The 550-nt window shown below is 44.4% G+C and carries 1 protein-coding gene; it reads left to right on the top strand.

Annotation, left to right across the window (positions count from 1 at the left end; genetic code table 11):
- Window positions 1–506, top strand: a 506-nt coding sequence (locus A3756_RS02775) for a DUF2238 domain-containing protein (protein WP_068552884.1), incomplete at its 5' end; no start/stop codon positions are given.
- Between the last annotated feature and the right edge of the window lie 44 nt (window positions 507–550).

A 550-nucleotide genomic window follows, 5' to 3' on the forward strand; every position in this document is an offset into this window, starting at 1 on the left:
GCCTGGTATTAATCGTTACGACAAGGCGAAGCTTTCCACTGACGCCCCTGCTGTACTTCCTAATCCTGATTCACTGTATCATTTTAATGATTGGTGGACATTACACCTACGCAGAAGTCCCCTTGTTCGACATGATAAAAGAAGCCTGGGACTTGGACCGCAACAATTACGATAAAGTTGGCCATTTCGCACAAGGCTTTGTCCCAGCCATTCTTGCCAGAGAAATCCTTATTCGAAAGCAGGTCGTTAACGGCGTCAGCTGGCTCAATTTCTATATTATTAGCATATGCTTGGCCTTCAGCGCATTTTATGAACTTATCGAATGGTGGGTCGCACTCTTATCAGACCAGGCAGCAGAAGCATTTTTAGGTACTCAAGGCGATAATTGGGATACTCAATCTGATATGGCAATTGCACTGGTAGGCGCGATTCTGGCTATTATCACACTCTCGAAAACACATAACCGCCAGTTACTCAGTCTTAAAAGCCGTGTAAAAGATGATTGACCCCTACGCAAACTCTTTAGAAATCCAGCTTCCTAACTGGTTAA

The organism is Oleiphilus sp. HI0086 (genome assembly GCF_001635225.1).